The organism is Allobosea sp. LjRoot9, assembly GCF_964252745.1.
Classification (GTDB): Bacteria; Pseudomonadota; Alphaproteobacteria; order Rhizobiales; family Beijerinckiaceae; genus Allobosea.
Window position 1 is genome coordinate 398142 of record NZ_CAXUPC020000001.1, and the last position, 20033, is coordinate 418174.

Annotated in this window: 16 protein-coding genes and 1 tRNA gene; 14 read left to right on the forward strand and 3 right to left on the reverse strand. The window is 64.6% G+C overall.

Annotated features, from left to right (window positions below):
* Positions 1–6 precede the first annotated feature (6 nt).
* The 3 genes from ACSQ3P_RS01940 to ACSQ3P_RS01950 all read right to left on the reverse strand — a co-directional run bounded on the left by ACSQ3P_RS01940 (position 7) and on the right by ACSQ3P_RS01950 (position 3377).
* Entirely contained in the window at positions 7–1353 is a 1347-nt protein-coding gene (locus ACSQ3P_RS01940; protein WP_436164008.1) for a nucleotide sugar dehydrogenase, read from the reverse strand.
* A 126-nt stretch (positions 1354–1479) separates the two neighbouring features.
* Complete coding sequence (locus ACSQ3P_RS01945) at positions 1480–2514, reverse strand: transketolase family protein (RefSeq protein WP_436164009.1); 1035 nt, start codon at positions 2512–2514, stop codon at positions 1480–1482.
* The gene (locus tag ACSQ3P_RS01950) at positions 2511–3377 is read right to left on the reverse strand and encodes a transketolase (protein ID WP_436164010.1); all 867 of its coding nucleotides are present in this window, start codon (positions 3375–3377) and stop codon (positions 2511–2513) included. Before ACSQ3P_RS01950 ends, ACSQ3P_RS01945 begins: the two co-directional genes overlap by 4 nt.
* Before the next feature lie 354 nt (positions 3378–3731).
* Here ACSQ3P_RS01950 and pncB point away from each other — a divergent pair, with 354 nt between their 5' ends.
* The 14 genes from pncB (at position 3732) to rpoB (ending at position 20020) form a co-directional block, all read left to right on the forward strand.
* Positions 3732–5006: a nicotinate phosphoribosyltransferase gene (gene pncB / locus ACSQ3P_RS01955; RefSeq protein WP_436164011.1), complete on the forward strand. Its 1275-nt coding sequence runs from the start codon at positions 3732–3734 to the stop codon at positions 5004–5006.
* Positions 5007–5144: 138 nt separating this feature from the next.
* A complete protein-coding gene (locus ACSQ3P_RS01960) occupies positions 5145–7247 on the forward strand; it encodes a TonB-dependent siderophore receptor (RefSeq protein WP_436164012.1) in 2103 nt (700 codons plus the stop codon).
* Complete coding sequence (locus ACSQ3P_RS01965; RefSeq protein WP_436164013.1) at positions 7244–8485, forward strand: MFS transporter; 1242 nt, start codon at positions 7244–7246, stop codon at positions 8483–8485. Before ACSQ3P_RS01960 ends, ACSQ3P_RS01965 begins: the two co-directional genes overlap by 4 nt.
* 238 nt (positions 8486–8723) lie before the next feature.
* A complete protein-coding gene (tuf, locus tag ACSQ3P_RS01970) occupies positions 8724–9914 on the forward strand; it encodes an elongation factor Tu (protein ID WP_436164014.1) in 1191 nt (396 codons plus the stop codon).
* Positions 9915–10094: 180 nt separating this feature from the next.
* Positions 10095–10997, forward strand: a complete 903-nt coding sequence (locus ACSQ3P_RS01975; RefSeq protein ID WP_436164015.1) for a dihydrodipicolinate synthase family protein — start codon at positions 10095–10097, stop codon at positions 10995–10997.
* A 61-nt stretch (positions 10998–11058) separates the two neighbouring features.
* Positions 11059–11134 (forward strand) — tRNA-Trp (locus ACSQ3P_RS01980).
* 49 nt (positions 11135–11183) lie between these two features.
* Positions 11184–11915 (forward strand): class I SAM-dependent methyltransferase, encoded by a 732-nt coding sequence (locus ACSQ3P_RS01985; RefSeq protein ID WP_436164016.1) that lies wholly within the window; start codon positions 11184–11186, stop codon positions 11913–11915.
* 180 nt (positions 11916–12095) lie between these two features.
* Positions 12096–12290: a preprotein translocase subunit SecE gene (gene secE, locus ACSQ3P_RS01990; RefSeq protein ID WP_069692168.1), complete on the forward strand. Its 195-nt coding sequence runs from the start codon at positions 12096–12098 to the stop codon at positions 12288–12290.
* 14 nt (positions 12291–12304) lie between these two features.
* The gene (gene nusG, locus ACSQ3P_RS01995) at positions 12305–12838 is read left to right on the forward strand and encodes a transcription termination/antitermination protein NusG (RefSeq protein WP_069692167.1); all 534 of its coding nucleotides are present in this window, start codon (positions 12305–12307) and stop codon (positions 12836–12838) included.
* A 208-nt stretch (positions 12839–13046) separates the two neighbouring features.
* Positions 13047–13478 carry a 50S ribosomal protein L11 gene (gene rplK / locus ACSQ3P_RS02000; protein ID WP_069692166.1) on the forward strand — a complete coding sequence of 144 codons (432 nt, stop codon included), beginning with the start codon at positions 13047–13049 and terminating at the stop codon, positions 13476–13478.
* 13 nt (positions 13479–13491) lie between these two features.
* A complete protein-coding gene (gene rplA / locus ACSQ3P_RS02005) occupies positions 13492–14190 on the forward strand; it encodes a 50S ribosomal protein L1 (protein WP_069692165.1) in 699 nt (232 codons plus the stop codon).
* A gap of 505 nt (positions 14191–14695) precedes the next feature.
* A complete protein-coding gene (gene rplJ, locus ACSQ3P_RS02010) occupies positions 14696–15211 on the forward strand; it encodes a 50S ribosomal protein L10 (RefSeq protein WP_310160526.1) in 516 nt (171 codons plus the stop codon).
* Between the two features lie 54 nt (positions 15212–15265).
* Positions 15266–15640: a 50S ribosomal protein L7/L12 gene (gene rplL, locus ACSQ3P_RS02015; RefSeq protein WP_103717372.1), complete on the forward strand. Its 375-nt coding sequence runs from the start codon at positions 15266–15268 to the stop codon at positions 15638–15640.
* Between the two features lie 258 nt (positions 15641–15898).
* Positions 15899–20020, forward strand: coding sequence for a DNA-directed RNA polymerase subunit beta (gene rpoB, locus ACSQ3P_RS02020; protein ID WP_092178542.1), 4122 nt, complete (start codon positions 15899–15901; stop codon positions 20018–20020).
* The last annotated feature ends 13 nt before the right edge of the window (positions 20021–20033 follow it).

Consider the following 20033-nt stretch of genomic DNA (forward strand, 5'->3'; position numbering starts at 1 on the left):
GTCGTATCAGGCCTTGAAGATGGTCTTGGCCGCAAGCCCATGCCGGGCGCAGGCGTTGCGGGTATCCACCACAAGCTTGGCATGGCGGACGACGAGGCCGTAATCGACGTCGTCATGGTCCGTCGCGATCAGCACGGCATCGAAGGCGGCAAGCGTCTCGGCGCTCAGCGCCTGGCTCTTGCGGGCGGTCAGGCCACCATGCTTCCGCGTCGGCCGGATCTCGGCGATATGCGGATCGTGATAGGCGGCGCTCGCGCCGCGGGCCTCGATCAACTCGATCAGCTTGAGGGCAGGGCTCTCGCGCATGTCCTCGATGTTCTTCTTGTAGGCGATGCCGAGGACGAGGATGCGCGCACCGCTGAAGCCGCGGCCGAGTTGTGTGTCCACAAGCTCCGCCAGCCGGTCGACGACGCGATAGGGCATGTCGGTGTTGATCTGGCCGGCGAGCTCGATGAAACGCGTCGTGACGTCGAATTCGCGTGCTTTCCAGGTCAGGTAGAACGGGTCGATCGGGATGCAGTGCCCGCCTAAGCCCGGGCCCGGATAGAACGGCATGTAGCCGAAGGGTTTCGTCTTGGCAGCGTCGATCACCTCCCAGATGTCGATGCCCATCGCGGCGTAGACCTGCTTCAACTCGTTGACGAGCGCGATGTTGACGGCGCGGAAGATGTTCTCGGTCAGCTTCACCGCCTCGGCGGTTGCGGTCGAGGAGACCGGCACCGTCTTGACCACGAGCGCGGCGTAGAGCGCATCAGCCATGGCGAGGGCATCGGGTCCGTCGCCGCCGACGACCTTGGGAATATCGGAGGTGCCGAACTCTCCGTTGCCGGGGTCCTCGCGCTCGGGAGAATAGGCGAGGAAGAAATCCCTCCCGCTCTTGAGGCCGGTGGCGGCCTCGAGGATCGGGCGCATCAATTCGTCCGTGGTGCCGGGATAGGTGGTCGATTCGAGTACGATCAATTGGCCCGGCCGCAGGCGCCTGGCGATCGCTTCCGTGGTCTGGCGGACATAGGAGAGATCGGGCTCGCGATGGCGCGAGAGCGGCGTCGGCACGCAGATCAGCAGCGCGTCGGGCTCGGCCAATCGGTCGAAATCCGTCGTGGCATTGAAGCGTCCCGTCTTCAGGCCCTCGACGATCAGCTCCATCGGAATGTGCTTGATCGTCTCCTTGCCGGCATTGATCTGATCGACCCGCGGCTGGTCGATATCGAAGCCGACGACTTTGATGCCCCGGCGCAGCGCCGCCAGCGCCAGGGGGATGCCGACATAGCCGAGGCCGACGATCCCGAGCACGACCTCACGGCCGTGGACGTGGTCGATGAAACTCTGCGCCGCTTGTGATGTCGCGCTCAATCCCGGCTCCCGACAACGCGGCGCATGCGAGTGCGCCGACGAGGCTTGCTCCTTGCCGAGTTGGCCGAGCCTGTCAACGCAGCTCCCGTTATTGCGGGCGAAGCGAAGCCATGACGACTTGGTTCGTCAGAGCCAGCTCTTGATGCTCGCGACCATCGCGCCGGTCGAGATGCCGTAGCGGTCGTGCAGCGTCGGCAGTGCGCCTGCATCCAGGAAGGCGTCGGGCAGGGCGATCTGGCGGAAGGCGGGCGGGTGGATGTTGGCCCGCATCAGCACTCCCGCCACCGCCTCGCCGAGGCCGCCGACGACCGAATGGTTCTCGGCCGCAATCACCATGCGGCCGGTGCGGGCAGCCTCGCGCTGGATCGCCTCGCCATCGAGCGGCTTGATCGTCGGCACATGCAGCACCGCGACATCGATGCGGTCAGCCTCGAGCCGCTTGGCGGCCTCCAGGGCCCGCATCGTCATCAAGCCGGACGAGATGATCAGCACGTCGCGGCCGTCGCGGATCGTCTTGGCCTTGCCGAGTTCGAAACGGTAGCCGTACTCGTCGAGCACGAGCGGGACATTGCCGCGCAAGAGCCGCATATAGACCGGCCCTTGATGCGCCGCGATCGCGGGTACCGCCTGCTCGATCTCATGGGCGTCGCAAGGGTCGATGATGGTCAGGTTCGGCATGCCGCGGAAGATCGCGATGTCTTCTGTCGCCTGGTGGCTCGGGCCGTAGCCCGTGGTCAGGCCGGGCAGGGCGCAGACGATCTTGACGTTGAGGTTCTCCTCCGCGATCGCCATGAAGATGAAGTCGTAGGCCCGCCGCGCCGCGAAGACCGCATAGGTCGTGGCGAAGGGCGTGAAACCCTCGCGCGCCAGCCCTGCCGCCGTCGAGATCATCACCTGCTCGGCCATGCCCATCTGGTAGAAGCGGTCGGGATAGGCCTTCGCGAAGAGATGCAGGTCGGTGTATTTGCTCAGGTCAGCGGTGACACCGACGATGTCGGGCCGTGTCCTGGCGAGTTCGACCAGGGCGTGGCCGAACGGCGCTGCCCTGGTGCGCTGGTCCGGCCCTGCGATCGAGGCGATCATCGCCGAGGTGGTGAGCCGCGTGCCGCCGAGCGCCGGATTGTCGAGATGGGCGGGGCGTTCGTATTTCGAGGGCCTCATGCCGGCCTCCCTGCATCGAGAATGGCCAGAGCCTCGACCCATTCCTCCGGTTCGACACGCAGGAAATGATTGCGCTCGCGCTCCTCGAGGAAGGGCACGCCCTTGGCCATCCTGGTGTCGCAGATGATGATGCGGGGCTTCCTCGCCTCGCTGTGGCGCGCCGCATCGAAGGCCTCTACCAGCGCCGCGAGGTCGTTGCCGTCGACGCGCTGGACATGCCAGCCGAAAGCCTCGAATTTCGGAACCAGCGGCTCGAAATTCATCACCTGCGTCGAGGGGCCATCGGCCTGCATGTTGTTGACGTCGACGATACCGATCAGGTTGTCGAGCTTGTGGGAACCTGCCGCCATGGCCGCCTCCCAGGTCGAGCCCTCATCGAGTTCGCCATCGGAGAACAGGTTGTAGACGAAGCTCTTTGACGCCTTGCGCTTCAGGCCCAGAGCCATGCCGACGGCAATGCCGAGCCCATGGCCGAGCGAGCCGCCGGTGATCTCCATGCCCGGCGTATAGGCCGCCATGCCCGACATCGGCAGCCGGCTGTCGTCGCCGCCATAAGTTTCGAGCTCATCCTCGGGGATGATCCCGGCTTCGATCAGCGCGGCATAGAGCGCGATCGCATAGTGCCCGATCGAGAGCAGGAAGCGGTCGCGCCCCTCCCATTCCGGCTCGTGCGGGCGATAGGTCAAAGCGTGGAAATACGAGACCGCGAGCACGTCGGCGACACCGAGCGCCTGGGCGATATAGCCCTGGCCCTGGACCTCGCCCATGCGCAGGGCGTTGCGGCGAATGCGCCAGGCCCGTTCGGCGAGGCTGACATTGGGCAAGTTGACGCGGGGAATGGTGTGGCTGGCGCTCTCAGCCATGGGCCCGCCAGCCGGCGCTGCTGCCGTTCGATGTCATCGTCTCTCCCTAGAGCCGGATGATTTCAGATGGGATCACAGAGTGATCCCATCTGAAATCTGAATCCGTCTCTCATCCAAAGAGTTAGAGCAGGATCAATGCGAAAAACCGGTCCCCACTTTTTCGCATCCTGCTCTAGGGTCGTCTTTTGATTTGTTGGGACTCTTCCCGCTTCGCGGTGTCGAGACAAGCGCCTCATATGCGGAAGGGGCATGCGCGCCCGTCTGCGCCTCCCGACGCAAGACGATTGTCAAAAAGGCGCGACCTCGCCTAGTCATGTGCTGCCCTTTGAGCATCACGGACCCTGCGGCCCCGCCATGACCGTCACCGATATCGCGTCGCGCACCTATAATCATGGCTGGCGGCTTGATCCGATCATCCGCAGCCTGCTCGACACCGATTTCTACAAGCTCCTGATGCTGCAGATGATCCGGGCCTTCCATCCGGAGGTGCAGGTCACCTTCTCGCTGATCAACCGCTCGCGCCATATCCGGCTCGCCGATATCGTCGACGAGGCCGAGTTGCGCGCCCAGCTCGACCATGCGCGCGAGGTCCGCTTCTCGAAGAAGGAATTGATCTGGCTGGCGGGCAACAGCTTCTACGGCAAGACGCAAATGTTCTCGCCGGATTTCATCACCTGGCTCGCGGATTTCCGCTTGCCCGAATACGATCTGCGCCGCGTCGACGGGCAGTTCGAACTGCATTTCGAGGGGCCCTGGACGCATGCCACGATGTGGGAGGTTCCGGCGCTCGCCATCATCAACGAATTGCGCGCCCGCCGTGTCATGGTCGGCCAGAAGCGTTTCTCGCTCGATGTGCTCTATGCCCGCGCCAAGGCGAAGATGTGGGACAAGGTCGACCGGCTGCAGAAGCTGCCGAATCTGCGGCTCTCCGATTTCGGCACGCGCCGGCGCCATGGCCATCTCTGGCAGCGCTGGTGCGTCGAGGCATTGAAGGAGGGGCTGGGTCCCGCCTTCAGCGGCACCTCCAACGTGCTGCTGGCGATGGACAACGACCTGGAGGCGATCGGCACCAACGCGCATGAATTGCCGATGGTGCTGGCTGCGCTGGCCGAAAGCGACGAGGAGTTGCTGCGCGCGCCCTATCGCGTGCTCGACGAATGGCGCCAGGTCTACGGCGGCAATCTGCTGATTGCGTTGCCCGACGCCTTCGGCACGACGAGCTTCCTGCGGCACGCGCCCGACTGGGTCGCCGATTGGACCGGCTTCCGGCCCGATTCCGCTCCGCCGATCCCGGCCGGCGAGGAGATCATGGCGTGGTGGCGCACCAAGGGCCGCGACCCCAGGGAGAAGCTGCTGGTCTTCTCCGACGGGCTCGATGTTTCCGCGATCGAGCGCGTCTACCACCATTTCGACGGCAAGGTCCGCATGGCCTTCGGCTGGGGCACCGACCTCACCAATGACCTCGTCGGCTGCTCGCCGGACGGTTCGCGCGAACTCGACCCGATGTCGCTGGTCTGCAAGGTGAGCAAGGCCAATGGCCGCCCGGCGGTGAAACTCTCCGACAATCGCGAGAAAGTCTCGGGCGCGGCGGATGTGGTGGCGCGGTATCGGCGGGTGTTCGGCGGCTAGAGGCTGTTATGAATTAATACAAAGAGTATATTCTTGCGATGTATTTTTAGAATAACTCAAATAAGCGAATCTATACTGGATTCAATTCCGGTAAATTGTTAGTCGGCAGGCATTCAATCTTTTGAAGGCATCGCCGTTGTGACTCTTCGTTTTGTCTTGCTGGCCTCGTCGGCCCTGTTGTTCGCTCCTTCCGCCGTCAAGGCCCAGGCCGATCGGGCACCTGCGATCCAGCTCGAAGAGGTGATCGTCCAGGGGGCGGGCGGCACGGGTGGAGTGGTCAGCGCGAATGGCTATGTCGCGACCGCGACGCGCAGCGCCACCAAGACCGATACGCCGGTGCTGGAGATCCCGCAGTCGATCTCGACGGTGACGCAAACGCAGCTGGAGCAGCGCAAGCCGCAGGCCTTGCTGGACGCCCTGTCCTATACGCCGGGCTCGCGCGTCGGCACCTATGGCTTCGATCCGCGCTACGATGCCTTCACGATTCGCGGTGTCGACGTCACGCAGAACGCCGTGTTCCGCGACGGGCTGCGCCAGATCGGCAGCCCTAACGGCCTGTTCCGGCTGGAGCCCTATGGGCTGGAGGCGATCTCGGTGCTGCGCGGGCCGGCAGGGGCGATCTACGGCGCCAGCACCTCCGCCGGCATCGTCGACTTGATCTCGAAGCGGCCGACCGAGACGCCCTTCCGCGAGATCGAGGTCCAGGCGGGCTCCTTCGGCCGCAAGCAGTTCAGTTTCGACCTGTCCGGCCCGGCCAATGCCGACAAGACGTTGCTCTACCGGCTGACGGGCCTGGTTCGCGACGCCAACAACCAGATCAGCGCGATCAAGGACGATCGCGTTTTCATTGCGCCCGCCTTCACCTGGAAGCCGAACGAGCTCACCAAGCTGACCTTGCTCGCCGAATACATGGATTCGACCACTGGCGGCACGGCGGCCTATGTCAATGAATACGGCCCCTATATCGATCGGCAGGGCAGCCTGCTCTACAAGTCGATCGGCGCGACCAAGGTCTTCGGCGGGGACAAGCGCTACAATGATTTCCGCCAGCAGCAGGGGCGCATCGGCTACGAGTTCGAGCACTCCTTCGGCGAGATGTTCACGCTGCGCCAGCGCGCCCGTTACTCCGCGCTCGCCTCGAACCAGCAATATGTCTACCTCACGGATTCCGGGCTGACGAAGGAGCGCACGCAAGGCGTCTCGGTCGACACCAGCCTCGAGACCAGGCTGAACACGGGGCCGCTCGCGCACCGCATCCTGACCGGCGTCGATTTCAGCTATCTGCATTATCGCGGCAAGGAGGGCTATGGCGGGGTCCCGATCGGCTACAACGCCACCCTCGGCTATCGCACGGCGCAGACGCAGACGCTGGTCGGCCTCTACGCGCAGGACCAGATCAGCTGGCAGAATTGGCGATTGACCCTGGGCGGGCGTCAGGATTGGTTCTCCAGCAATTTCGAGGCGGGCTCGGCAGGCGTCATGCCGACCGAGACGAAGCAGACCGGCAACAAGGCGACCGGGCGCGCCGCCTTGAGCTACGTCACCGATTTCGGCCTCGCCCCTTATGTCAGCTATGCGACCTCCTTCGTGCCCAATTCGGGCACGGTCCTGTCCGGTGCGGTCGCAGTGCCCACCACGGGCGAGCAGATCGAGGCCGGCGTCAAATACGATCTGCCGGGCTACAACGCCTCGCTGCGTGCGGCGGTGTTCGAGCTGCGCCAGGACAACGCGGTCGTCTACGAGGTCGTCAACGGCTATAATCGCCAGGTCCAGCTCGGCATGCGCTCGCAGGGCTTCGAGATCGAAGGCGTCGCCTCTCTCGCCAACGGGCTCAGCATCCAGGCCTCCTATGCCTACAACGATGCGCGTATCCTCAAGCTCACCGACGAGACGGCGGGCAACCGCCTGACCAGCATTCCCTATCACATGGCCTCGGTCTGGCTGGACTATACGGTGCAGGAGGGGCCGGCGCGTGGCCTCGGCCTTGGCGTGGGCGCGCGCTATGTCGGTTCGAGCCTGGGCGACAATCTGAACCGGCCTGTCCTCGACAATGCGCCGCGAACCCTGCTCGACGCGTCCCTGCGCTACGATCTCGAGTACCTCGACCCGCGCTTCAAGGGCGTCCGGTTCCAGGTCAACGCCACCAATCTCCTCGACAAGGTCGAGCAGACCTGCACCGGCGGCTTCTGCTATTTCGACGAGGGCCGGAAGGTCATCGCCAGCCTGCGTTACCGTTGGTGAACCAGGTCCTCGTCGCGGGCGCGTGGGTGAAGCGCCTGACCTCTCCGCTGGGTATCGTGCTCGCGCTCGGCGGGCTTTATGTCGGGCAGAGCATTCTTGGCGGGCTTGCCTTCATCGCGCTGCCGAGCGTGCTGCGCGAGCGTGGCGTAGCGCTTGATCAGATCGGGCTCGTCCACCTCATCAGCCTGCCCTGGGCGCTGAAGATAGTCTGGGCGGCAGCCGTCGAGCGTTACCGCCTGCCTCCGGCAGGCGCCACGCGCTCGCGCCAGATCGTCGCCGGCTGCGGTCTCCTCACGGTGCTAGGGCTGGTCGCGGTCAGCGCCATCGGGCCGGCGCATTGGCTGCCCTTGCTCGCCGTTCTCGTCGCCATCGCCTTTGCGGCCTCGACGGCCGACATCGCCTGCGATGGCCATGCGGTCGAAACGCTCGCGCTGCGGCATCATGGCTGGGGCAATGCGGCACAGGTCGGCGGGGCCTATCTCGGCTCGGCGATCGGCTCGGGGCTCTTCCTCATCCTCGTCGCGCGGTTCGGCTGGAGCAGCGCGGTACTGGCCGCTGCCGGCATGATCGTCGCGCTGCTGCTGCCATTCCTGCTGTCGCCGGCTCCGGTCTCACCGGGGCTGCGCAGCCATCGCCCCTCGCTGCGCTTCGCCTTGCAGCGCCCGCAGATGCGCCAGGGACTGATCCTGGCTGCGGTCTATGTCATGCTGCAGAAATGGGGAGTGAGCATGATGGGGCCGTTCCTGATCGATGTCGGGCTGGACCTCGAATCGATCGGGCTGGTCAACGGGTTCGGCGGGCTGGCGCTCGGGCTCGCCTGTGCGTTGCTCGGCGGCGGCCTCGTCCGTTGGATGGGGGCGAGGCGGGTCATGCTGCTCGCTCTGCTGCTGCAGGGCGCGGTGCTCGGGCTTCTGGCCCTGGCGGCGTCCCAGGGCACCGTACCTCGCGGCATGCTGGTCGGGCTCGCTTTGGCGAGCTCTTCGGGGATCATGGCGCTCGGCTTCGTCGCGCTCTACGCGCAGTTCATGGCGATCGCCGATCCGCGCCAGGCCGGGATCGACTTCACGTTGCTGCAAGGCATGGACGCCATCGTCAGCATGGCCGGTGGCCTCGGGGCCGGCTGGGTGGCGCAGCATCTGGGCTTTGCCAGTTATTTCCTGATCGCCGCCGTTCTGGCCGTCCTCGCGGCGCCGGTCGTGGCCTGGCTGGCGGTGCGGGCCGCAAGTGTGGCGCGATGATCCAGATGCTGGCGATGTTGCGAGCACGCCGTCCAATGGCTTCCCCGTGACGGCGCATTTGCTGAAGCGTATTGGCGGTCGCCGGAGCGTGCTGGACCAGCTCCGCGGCTATCGCTCTCGTGATGCGGTCCCGGCAGGCCTGCCGGTGGCGAAGCCGCAACTTGCATCCTCCACCAAAAACCCCTAATGCGACCGCGCTTTTCAGGCCTCGTAGGGCCGTTGTCAGGAAACAGGTGTCATGGCCAAAGAGAAATTCGCGCGCACGAAGCCGCATTGCAACATTGGAACGATTGGTCACGTTGACCATGGCAAGACGTCTTTGACGGCGGCGATCACGAAGATTCTGGCCGAGTCTGGCGGCGCCACGTTCACGGCGTATGACCAGATCGACAAGGCGCCGGAGGAGAAGGCCCGCGGCATCACGATCTCGACCGCTCACGTCGAGTACGAGACGGCTGCGCGCCACTATGCTCACGTCGACTGCCCCGGCCACGCCGACTATGTGAAGAACATGATCACGGGCGCGGCGCAGATGGACGGCGCGATCCTGGTCGTGTCGGCAGCTGATGGCCCGATGCCGCAGACCCGCGAGCACATCCTGCTGGCGCGCCAGGTCGGCGTTCCCGCGCTGGTGGTGTTCATGAACAAGGTCGACCTGGTCGACGACGCCGAGCTGCTCGAGCTGGTCGAGATGGAGATCCGCGAGCTTCTGTCGAAGTACGACTTCCCGGGCGACGACATCCCGATCACCAAGGGTTCGGCGAAGGTTGCGCTGGACAATGGCGACAAGGCCATCGGCCATGACGCGGTGCTGGCGCTGATGAAGACGGTCGACGAGTACATCCCGCAGCCGGCGCGTCCGCTGGACCTGCCGTTCCTGATGCCGGTCGAGGACGTGTTCTCGATCTCGGGTCGCGGCACGGTCGTGACGGGTCGCGTCGAGCGCGGCATCGTCAAGGTCGGCGAGGAAATCGAGATCGTCGGCCTGAAAGACACGGTCAAGACGACGGTGACGGGCGTCGAGATGTTCCGCAAGCTGCTCGACCAGGGCCAGGCCGGCGACAACATCGGCGCGCTGCTGCGTGGCACGAAGCGCGAGGACGTCGAGCGCGGCCAGATCCTGTGCAAGCCGGGTTCGGTGAAGCCGCACACCAAGTTCAAGGCCGAGGCCTACATCCTGACCAAGGAGGAGGGCGGTCGTCATACCCCGTTCTTCACCAACTACCGCCCGCAGTTCTACTTCCGCACGACGGACGTGACCGGCGTGGTGCACCTGCCTGAGGGCACCGAGATGGTGATGCCTGGCGACAACATCGCCATGGAAGTGCACCTGATCGTGCCGATCGCGATGGAGGAGAAGCTGCGCTTCGCCATCCGCGAAGGCGGCCGCACCGTCGGTGCAGGCGTCGTCGCAAGCATCATCGCTTGATTCAAGCATCGGCTGCAAAGCTTTGAAAGGGCGGCGGAAACGCCGCCCTTTTCTGTTTTAATCCATGCCCTTGCCGCGCAGCCGGCCCGCCGAAGCGTTATGCGCCGCCTGCGAATTTCATGCTCTAGATTTGCCTGAGAGAGCGGGCCCAGCCGCTCCGATCATGGAGGAGCATGCCCGATGCAATTCAAGCCACCCTTTCCCGGCATCCATTCGATCGTCTTCGCCCTGTTTGATGCGCAGGAGCGGCTAGATCGGGATGCGATGCGCCGGCAGACTCAGATCAGCCTCGATCTCGACGTGCAGGGCCTGGCGGCGCTTGGCCTCGCCACCGAAGTCTCGAAGCTCACCGTTGCCGAGCGCCGCACGATCATGGAGTGGATGGCGGAGGACGTTGCCGGCCGCAAGCCGCTCGCCTTCACCATCTTCGGCTCGTCGGTGGCGGAGCAGATCGATCTCGTCCGCGTCGCGGAGCGGAATGGCGCGGATTGGGTGATTCTCCAGCCGCCCATGGTCGGCAGCTTCGGCGCCGCCGAGTATATCCGCTTCTTCGGGCGCGTCGCCGAGGCAACCTCGTTACCGGTCGCGATCCAGAACGCCCCTGCCTATATGGGCCGTGGTCTGTCGGCGGAGGATATCCGCGAACTGGTGCGGCAGCACCCGAACATCTGCCTCATCAAGGGAGAGGGTTCCGTCGTCGAGATCGAGCGGCTGATCGCGGTCACCGAAGGGCGCCTACCCATCCTGAATGGTCGGGGCGGGCTCGAATTGATCGACAATTTCCGCGCCGGCTGTGTCGGCATGATCCTGGCGCCAGACACGATCGACTATGCGCTGCGCGCCTATAATCGCTATATTGTAAAGGACGAAGCGGGAGCCGAAGCCGTCTACCGGGAGGTGCTGCCGGCCATTATCTTCATCATGCAGTCGATCGAGGCCCTGCTCTGCTATGGCAAGCGGATATTCGGGGCGCGGGCGGGGATCGCGATCCATGATCGCGGCCCGGCGCTGCGGCCGACGGAATTCGGCCTGAAGCTGGTCGAGCGTTATGCCAGGGAACTCGGCCCCTACCGCAAAGGATGATGATCGGCTGCGTTTTCGACTTGAAAACCTCCGCGCCTTGAGGCAAAGCATCGCCGACTACAGGGGTGTAGCTCAGTTGGTAGAGTACCGGTCTCCAAAACCGGTTGTCGTAGGTTCGAGCCCTACCGCCCCTGCCAGTCCCGCACGAAGCCGCTTTCCGGCGCCGGTTGGTTCTGTAGATCGCCGATGACGCAGAACATCTACGATATACCGGCTTTCTTCAGCGCCTACAGCCAGTTGCCGCGTTCGCTTCACGGCCTCGACGGCGCGCCCGAATGGCCGGTGCTGCAAAGCTTCCTTCCCGATCTGCGCGGTCTCAGGGTTCTCGATCTCGGCTGCGGCTTTGGCTGGTTTTGCCGTTGGGCACGGGAGAACGGCGCGGCGAGCGTGCTCGGCGTCGATGTCTCCGAGCGCATGCTGGCTAGGGCGCGGGACGAGACCGGCGACAAAGCCGTCAGCTATGAGCGCGCCGATCTGGAGCGCTTCGCGCCGGCACCCGGCAGCTTCGATCTCGCCTATAGTTCGCTTGCCTTTCATTATCTGACGGATCTCGGCGGGTTGCTCGAGAGGGTCGGGCAGGCCCTGCCGCCTGGCGGCATGCTGGTCTGCTCGGTCGAACACCCCTTGATGACGGCTCCTGCTCATCAGGGCTGGTCGCTCGACCCCGACGGGCAGCCGGCCTGGCCTGTGAACGGCTATCTGGCGGAAGGGCCGCGCACCACGGACTGGCTGGCGAAGGGCGTGATCAAGCAGCACCGCACGATCGCGACCTATCTCGATTTGCTCCGCTGCGCCGGCTTTGCCCTGACGCATTGCGTCGAATGGGCTCCCAGCGAGGATCAGGTTATGGCCCATCCGGAATGGGCGAAGGAGCGGGAGCGGCCATCCTTCCTGCTCCTGGGCTGCAAACGCCTCTAGCTCCTGTCCTGGGCCGCTCCCAGGCCGCTGAAAAGGCGCTTGGCTAACGCTGCGGCCCGTTGTAAGAGGCACGTCATGACGGCGCGCGGCTCCACGAGCCCCGCGCCGCGAATGTTTCAGGACGGCCGATTCGGCCTTCGGCGAGGGCCGGAGCGCGGTTTTGGAACCCGAGGTGATACGATGGCTAAGACCAACCCCTTCAGCTTCCTGCAGGACGTTCGCACCGAAGCGACGAAGGTCACCTGGCCGTCTCGGCGCGAGACGCTGATCACGACGGGTCTCGTGCTCGCCATGGTGGTCGTCTCGAGCCTGTTCTTCCTTTTCACCGATACGATCATTCGTTGGTCGCTCGGCATCATCCTCGGCGCACGCTGAACGGAATCAGACACGTGACAACTCGCTGGTACATCGTCCACGCCTATTCCAACTTCGAGAACAAGGTCGCGCAGTCGATCCGCGATCAGGCGGCGCAGCGCAATCTCGCCGACAAGTTCGACGAGGTCCTGGTGCCGACCGAGAAGGTCGTCGAGGTTCGGCGCGGCCGCAAGGTCGATGCCGAGCGCAAGTTCTTCCCCGGCTATGTGCTGGTGAAGTGCGAGATGACCGACGAGGTCTATCACCTGATCAAGAACACGCCGAAGGTCACCGGCTTCCTGGGCGCCGACAAGGCCAAGCCCATGCCGATCCCCGAGGTCGAGGCGATGCGGATCAAGGGCCAGGTCGCCGAGGGCATCGAGCGGCCCAAGCCGACGGTCGTCTTCGAGATCGGCGAGCAGGTGAAGGTCTCCGACGGGCCCTTCGCCTCGTTCAACGGCGTGGTCGAGGATGTCGATCACGGCCGCGCCCGGCTCAAGGTCGCGGTCTCGATCTTCGGCCGCGCGACCCCGGTCGAGCTCGAATACGGGCAGGTCGAGAAGCTCTGAGCATTACCGGAAGGCCTTTCGGGGCTTCCCTTCGGCGCCGCCCTGTGTCATAGGGCGCGCCTCAACCGCGTGGGAGGCGTGCCGGTCGCCAGCCGGATCAACGGCGCCGCACCACGCTCTGCAACCACCCTGACCCCGAGCGAAGCAGTTCGCGGGCAGGGCGTCGTCGTTCCGATAGGCGTCGGAGCGGACGGCAGGAGCAGCCATCATGGCAAAGAAGATCACGGGTTACGTGAAGCTTCAGGTTCCGGCGGGCGCGGCCAATCCGTCGCCGCCGATCGGTCCGGCGCTGGGTCAGCGCGGCCTCAACATCATGGAATTCTGCAAGGCCTTCAACGCGAAGACCGCGCAGATGGAAAAGGGCATGCCGATCCCGGTGATCATCACCGCGTATCAGGATCGCTCCTTCACCTTCGAGATGAAGCAGCCGCCGGTCTCGTACTGGCTGAAGAAGGCCGCTGGCCTGACCGCCGGCTCGAAGACGCCTGGTCGCGGCGGCAACGTCGGCAAGGTCACCGTCGCTCAGATCACAGAGATCGCCGAGAAGAAGATGGCCGATCTCAACTGCGATTCGATCGAATCCGCCTCGTCCATGATCAAGGGCTCCGCCCGGTCCATGGGCCTGGAAGTCGTGGGCTGAGGGGAAACAGACGATGGCACATGTCGCAAAGCGCGTCGTGAAGGCCCGTGAGGGCATCGACCGCACCAAGCTCTACCCGCTCGATCTCGCTGTCGCGATGGTCAAGGAGCGCGCCAACGCCAAGTTCGACGAGACCGTTGAGGTCGCGATGAACCTGGGCGTCGATCCGCGCCACGCCGACCAGATGGTCCGCGGCGTCTGCAATCTGCCCAACGGCTCGGGCCGCGTCCTGCGCGTCGCGGTGTTTGCTCGCGGCGCCAAGGCGGAAGAGGCCAAGAAGGCCGGGGCCGACATCGTCGGCGCCGAAGAGCTGGTCGATCTCGTCTCCAAGGGCACGATCGAGTTCGATCGCTGCATCGCGACCCCGGACATGATGCCGCTGGTCGGCCGTCTCGGTAAGGTGCTGGGCCCGCGCGGCCTGATGCCGAACCCGAAGGTCGGCACCGTCACCATGGACATCACCACCGCGGTTGCGGCGTCCAAGGGCGGCTCGGTCGAGTTCCGCGTCGAGAAGGCCGGCATCGTGCATGCCGCCGTCGGCAAGGTCTCGTTCACGGCCGACAAGCTCGCCGAGAACATCAAGGCGTTCGCCGATTCCGTCGCCAAGGCCAAGCCTGCCGGCGCCAAGGGCACCTATATCCAGCGCGTCGCGATTTCCTCGACCATGGGTCCGGGCGTCAAGATCGAGCCCAACACGGTGATGGGCGGCTGAGAGGCCTGACGGCCGGCTTTGCGCCGGCCGTTGCCCGGGCTTGATCCGACGGGGTCAAGTCCCCACTTGGCAGAAGCAGGCGAAAGCGTTAAGACGCAGGCCTGTTTCCATAAGTGATGTGGGCTCCAGCGTGCTTCGCACGAGGGGGTCCGTTTCGCGTTTTTCGGCGGTTTGCCGCCGAAGAATGGGTGTTTGGGGCGCGGAGAGCGATCTTTGGGCCCGAATCATCCAGTCCTGTCTGAGACTGCAGGTGCTCCTCGGCTTCGGCTGGGGGCATAATTTCGCCAAGAGGCCTGCATAGACGGTGCAAGAGCTCAAGCGGGATCGCAAGATCCCGAAGACGGTTCGAACCATCTCGCCCGATCGCGGCCGGCAACGGTCAAGAGCGGGGACAGGGCACTGAGCGTCGCTCTTATCCAGCGCCGGTGTCAACCGGGGTTTCTTGAGAGCGACACGTGCAACCGGCGGCAAGCCCTCAAGCCTGCCGCCTACCGGAGAGAGCCCAGTGGATAGAACGGCAAAGAATGATGCCGTCGCGACGCTGAACGGTGTGTTTGCGAACACGTCGGTCGTCGTCGTGGCCCACTATGCGGGTTTGACGGTGGCCCAGTTCCAGAAGCTTCGTCGCGAGATGAAGGCCAATGGCGCCACCGTGAAGGTCGCAAAGAACCGGCTGGCCAAGATCGCTCTTGAAGGCACCGACGTCGCGTCCATCAGCAAGCTGCTGACGGGTCCCACCCTGATCGCTTATTCCAACGATCCGGTCGCGGCGCCGAAGGTCGCCACCGCTTTCGCCAAGGACAATGACAAGCTCGTCATCCTCGGCGGCGCGATGGGCAAGACCGCCCTGAACCCCGACGGCGTCAAGGCCCTGGCCACGATGCCCTCGCTCGACGAACTGCGCGCCAAGTTGCTCGGCCTGCTTCAGGCTCCTGCAACCAAGCTTGCCCAGCTCTCGACCGCGCCTGCTGCGAAGCTCGCGCGTGTGTTTCAGGCATATGCCGACAAGGATGCGGCCTGAACGGCCAGTTACCCCTGATCAACGTTCGAACCTCTTTTACGTAGGAACTTAACCATGGCTGATCTTGCTAAGCTCGTTGACGAGCTGTCGTCCCTCACGGTCCTCGAGGCCGCCGACCTCGCCAAGCTTCTCGAAGAGAAGTGGGGCGTTTCCGCCGCCGCCGCCGTTGCGGTTGCTGGCCCCGCCGCTGGCCCCGCCGCTGCTGCTGTCGAAGAGCAGACCGAGTTCAACGTCATTCTTGCCGCCGCCGGCGACAAGAAGATTGAAGTCATCAAGGAAGTCCGCGCCATCACCGGCCTGGGCCTCAAGGAAGCCAAGGACCTGGTCGAGGCCGCTCCGAAGGCTGTCAAGGAGTCGGTGACCAAGGACGAGGCCGAGAAGCTCAAGAAGCAGCTCGAGGCCGTCGGCGCCAAGGTCGAGCTCAAGTGAGCTGGGCCGGCGTAATGCCGGTCCGACCCTAGTCAACACAGACAGTCCCGGGGCGGTTTTCCGCCTCCGGGGCTGTTGCGTCGTTTCCGTACTTGCGTGCGGACAGGTTGAGAAAGCTTCCGACGCAACCTTGCGTTGTGGGGCTCCAGTTCAGATGATGTCGGCGCGATGATGCGCCGAACGGCTCACCCGGCGGCCAAGCCGCCTCTACTGCGGCAGACTGCCGGGTGAGCCGTCCGAGAGATTGCGAGGAACAAAATGGTCAATTCGCTCCAGGGCCGCAGGCGCGTCCGCAAGTTCTTCGGAAAACTCAAGGAAGTGGCGCAGATGCCGAACCTCATCGAGGTTCAGAAGGCGTCCTACGACCAGTTCCTGATGGTCGACGAGCCCAAGGGCGGCCGCGGCGACGAAGGCCTGCAGTCCGTCTTCAAGTCGGTCTTCCCGATCGGCGATTTCTCGGGCGCTTCGCTGCTCGAATTCGTCAAATACACCTTCGAGCCGCCGAAATACGACGTCGACGAGTGCCGCCAGCGCGGTATGACCTTCTCTGCGCCGCTCAAGGTGACGCTGCGCCTGATCGTGTTCGATATCGATCCCGACACCCAGGCGAAGTCGGTCAAGGACATCAAGGAGCAGGATGTCTACATGGGCGACATGCCGCTCATGACCGATAACGGCACCTTCATCGTCAACGGCACCGAGCGCGTCATCGTCTCGCAGATGCACCGTTCGCCGGGCGTGTTCTTCGACCACGACAAGGGCAAGACCCATTCCTCGGGCAAGCTGCTCTTCGCCGCACGCATCATCCCCTATCGCGGGTCCTGGCTCGACATCGAATTCGACGCCAAGGACATCGTCTACGCCCGCATCGACCGGAAGCGTAAGATCCCGGTCACGTCGCTGCTGTTCGCGCTCGGCATGGACGGCGAGGAGATCCTCAGCCGCTTCTACGCCCATATCAACTATGTCCGCGATCCCAAGGGCTGGCGCGTTCCCTATGATGCGGAGCGCATGAAGGGCTTCAAGGCCACTGCCGACATGATCGACGCCGACACTGGCGAGGTCGTGGTCGAGGCCGGCAAGAAGCTCGTCGCGCGCACCGCCCGGCAGCTCGCCGAGAAGGGCCTCAAGTTCCTGCGCGCCACGGATGAGGACCTTTACACCCAGTACATCGCCGAGGATCTGGTCAACCCCGCGACCGGTGAAGTCTTCGCCGAGGCCGGCGAGGAGATCACCGAGAAGTCGCTGAAGCTGCTCACCGATGCGGGCTTCGACGAGATCCCGGTGCTCGACATCGACCACATCACGGTCGGCCCCTATATCCGCAACACGCTCAACGTGGACAAGAATTCGCGCCGTGAAGAGGCGCTGTTCGACATCTACCGCGTGATGCGTCCCGGCGAGCCGCCGACGCTCGAGACCGCCGAGAACATGTTCCAGTCGCTGTTCTTCGACGCGGAGCGCTACGACCTGTCGGCCGTCGGCCGCGTCAAGATGAACATGCGCCTCGACCTCGACGCCGAGGACACCGTGCGCATCCTGCGCAAGGAGGACATCTTCGCGGTCGTCAAGGCGCTGGTCGACCTGCGCGACGGCAAGGGCGAGATCGACGACATCGACCATCTCGGCAACCGCCGCGTCCGCTCGGTCGGCGAGCTGATGGAGAACCAGTATCGCCTGGGTCTGCTGCGCATGGAGCGCGCCATCAAGGAGCGCATGTCCTCGGTCGACATCGACACGGTGATGCCGCAGGACCTGATCAACGCCAAGCCGGCGGCTGCCGCCGTGCGCGAGTTCTTCGGCTCGTCGCAGCTCTCGCAGTTCATGGACCAGACCAACCCGCTCTCGGAAGTCACGCATAAGCGTCGTCTTTCGGCGCTTGGACCGGGCGGTCTGACCCGCGAGCGTGCCGGCTTCGAGGTGCGCGACGTGCACCCGACCCATTACGGCCGCATCTGCCCGATCGAAACGCCGGAGGGCCCGAATATCGGTCTGATCAACTCGCTCGCCACCTTCGCGCGGGTGAACAAATACGGCTTCATCGAGAGCCCCTATCGCCGCATCCGCGACGGCCGCCAGACCGACGAGATCATCTATCTCTCGGCGATGGAGGAGGCGAAGTACAACGTCGCCCAGGCCAATGCCGCGACCGACAAGGAAGGCCGTCTCACCGACGACCTGATCGTCTGCCGCCGCGCCGGTGAAGTCATCGTCACGCCGGTCGACAAGGTCGACTTCATGGACGTCTCGCCCAAGCAGCTCGTCTCGGTCGCTGCGGCGCTGATCCCGTTCCTTGAGAACGACGACGCGAACCGCGCGCTGATGGGCTCGAACATGCAGCGCCAGGCGGTGCCGCTGGTTCGCGCTGACGCTCCTTTCGTCGGCACCGGCATGGAAGCCGTCGTGGCCCGCGACTCGGGCGCTGCGATCGCTGCCCGCCGTGGCGGCGTCGTCGACCAGGTCGATGCGACGCGTATCGTTATCCGCGCCTCCGACGAGATGGACCCGACCAAGCCCGGCGTCGACATCTATCGCCTGCAGAAGTTCCAGCGCTCCAACCAGTCGACCTGCATCACGCAGCGTCCGCTGGTGCGCGTCGGCGACATCATCAAGAAGGGTGACATCGTCGCCGACGGCCCGTCGACCGAGTTCGGCGAGCTCGCGCTCGGCCGCAACGTGCTCGTCGCGTTCATGCCGTGGAACGGCTACAACTTCGAGGACTCGATCCTGCTCTCGGAGAAGATCGTCTCGGAAGACATCTTCACCTCGATCCATATCGAGGAATTCGAGGTCATGGCCCGCGACACCAAGCTGGGCCCGGAGGAAATCACGCGCGACATCCCGAACGTCTCGGAAGAAGCGCTGAAGAACCTGGACGAAGCCGGCATCGTCTATATCGGCGCCGAAGTGGCTGCTGGCGACATCCTCGTCGGCAAGATCACGCCCAAGGGCGAAAGCCCGATGACGCCGGAAGAGAAGCTGCTGCGCGCCATCTTCGGCGAAAAGGCCTCGGACGTGCGCGACACCTCGCTGCGGGTGCCGCCGGGCGTGCAGGGCACGATCGTCGAAGTGCGCGTGTTCAACCGCCACGGCGTCGACAAGGATGAGCGCGCCCAGGCGATCGAGCGCGAGGAGATCGAGCGTCTCGCCAAGGACCGCGACGACGAGCAGGCGATCCTCGACCGCAACACCTTCGCCCGTCTCGCCGACATTCTGAACGGCAAGACCGGTCTTGCCGGCCCCAAGGGCTTCAAGAAGGACACGGTCATCACCCGCGAGGGCATGAGCGAGTTCCCGCGTTCGCAGTGGTGGCTGTTTGCGGTCGGCGACGATCCGCTGATGACCGAGATCGAAGCGATGCGGAAGCAGTACGACGAGTCGAAGAAGCGCCTCGAGCAGCGCTTCCTCGACAAGGTCGAGAAGCTGCAGCGCGGCGATGAACTGCCTCCGGGCGTGATGAAGATGGTCAAGGTCTTCGTCGCGGTGAAGCGCAAGATCCAGCCGGGCGACAAGATGGCCGGCCGTCACGGCAACAAGGGCGTGGTCTCGCGCATCGTTGCGGCCGAGGACATGCCGTTCCTCGAGGACGGCACCCATGCCGACATCGTGCTGAACCCGCTGGGCGTGCCTTCGCGCATGAACGTCGGCCAGATCCTGGAGACCCATCTCGGATGGGCCGCTGCGGGGCTGGGCAAGCAGATCGGTGCTGCGCTCGACGCCTATAAGAAGGGCCATGACGTCAAGGCGCTGCGGGCTTCGTTCGATGCTGTCTACGACGACAACGAGATCATCGCGTCGATGGACGAGAACGAACTCGTCGAGATGGGCCAGAACCTGCGTCGCGGCGTGCCGATGGCGACGCCGGTGTTCAACGGCGCCAAGGAGGCCGATATCGAGCGGCTGCTGGAGCAGGCGGGACTTCACTCGTCCGGCCAGTCGACGCTCTATGACGGCCGTACCGGCGAGCCCTTCGACCGCAAGGTCACGGTCGGCTACATCTACATGCTGAAGCTGCACCATCTGGTCGACGACAAGATCCATGCCCGTTCGATCGGCCCGTACTCGCTCGTTACCCAGCAGCCGCTGGGCGGCAAGGCGCAGTTCGGCGGTCAGCGCTTCGGCGAGATGGAGGTCTGGGCGCTCGAGGCTTACGGCGCCGCCTACACGCTGCAGGAAATGCTGACGGTGAAGTCGGACGACGTCGCGGGCCGCACCAAGGTCTACGAGTCGATCGTGCGCGGCGAGGACAACTTCGAAGCGGGCATCCCCGAGAGCTTCAACGTGCTCGTCAAGGAAATGCGCTCGCTCGGCCTCAACGTCGAGTTGATCAGCAACAAGGTGAAGCCGGGCGAGTTGCCGCCGGCTGAAGCGGCCGAGTAAGCCGCACGGCGCG

What these genes read in the sequence shown, in the direction of transcription:
- tuf (WP_436164014.1), top strand. Translation starts at nt 8,724, where the DNA reads ATGGCCAAAGAGAAATTCGCGCGCACGAAGCCGCATTGCAACATTGGA.
- ACSQ3P_RS01945 (WP_436164009.1), bottom strand. Translation starts at nt 2,514, where the DNA reads ATGAGGCCCTCGAAATACGAACGCCCCGCCCATCTCGACAATCCGGCG.
- ACSQ3P_RS01950 (WP_436164010.1), bottom strand. Translation starts at nt 3,377, where the DNA reads ATGGCTGAGAGCGCCAGCCACACCATTCCCCGCGTCAACTTGCCCAAT.
- rplL (WP_103717372.1), top strand. Translation starts at nt 15,266, where the DNA reads ATGGCTGATCTTGCTAAGCTCGTTGACGAGCTGTCGTCCCTCACGGTC.
- ACSQ3P_RS01985 (WP_436164016.1), top strand. Translation starts at nt 11,184, where the DNA reads ATGACGCAGAACATCTACGATATACCGGCTTTCTTCAGCGCCTACAGC.
- pncB (WP_436164011.1), top strand. Translation starts at nt 3,732, where the DNA reads ATGACCGTCACCGATATCGCGTCGCGCACCTATAATCATGGCTGGCGG.
- rplK (WP_069692166.1), top strand. Translation starts at nt 13,047, where the DNA reads ATGGCAAAGAAGATCACGGGTTACGTGAAGCTTCAGGTTCCGGCGGGC.
- ACSQ3P_RS01975 (WP_436164015.1), top strand. Translation starts at nt 10,095, where the DNA reads ATGCAATTCAAGCCACCCTTTCCCGGCATCCATTCGATCGTCTTCGCC.
- rpoB (WP_092178542.1), top strand. Translation starts at nt 15,899, where the DNA reads ATGGTCAATTCGCTCCAGGGCCGCAGGCGCGTCCGCAAGTTCTTCGGA.
- rplA (WP_069692165.1), top strand. Translation starts at nt 13,492, where the DNA reads ATGGCACATGTCGCAAAGCGCGTCGTGAAGGCCCGTGAGGGCATCGAC.
- secE (WP_069692168.1), top strand. Translation starts at nt 12,096, where the DNA reads ATGGCTAAGACCAACCCCTTCAGCTTCCTGCAGGACGTTCGCACCGAA.